The sequence below is a fragment of the Paraburkholderia sp. BR13444 genome, from assembly GCF_040948755.1.
GTDB lineage: Bacteria > Pseudomonadota > Gammaproteobacteria > Burkholderiales > Burkholderiaceae > Paraburkholderia > Paraburkholderia youngii.
Genome location: NZ_JBFPKM010000086.1, coordinates 1 through 218, shown reverse-complemented (window position 1 = coordinate 218; position 218 = coordinate 1). Strand labels below are relative to the sequence as shown.

The window sequence follows — 218 nt, the reverse complement described above, 5'->3', positions numbered from 1 at the left end:
GGTCGGCAAGACGGCCAGCGCAGGCTGGAACGTGAGCGCGCAGGGCCAGAATGCGACGAACGTGGCGCCGGGCGGCACGGTCGACCTGAAGAACACCGATGGCAACCTCGCGGTGAGCAAGAGCACGACCGGCAACGACGTGAACTTCGATCTGGCACGCGACCTGAAGGTCGACAGCGTGACGATGGGTGACACGGTGGTGAACAACGACGGCCTGA

Annotated in this window: 1 protein-coding gene; it reads left to right on the top strand. The window is 65.1% G+C overall.

The annotated features are described in order from the left end of the window. Window positions 1-218, top strand: a 218-nt coding sequence (locus tag AB3X95_RS39095; RefSeq protein ID WP_368624019.1) for a hypothetical protein, incomplete at both ends; no start/stop codon positions are given.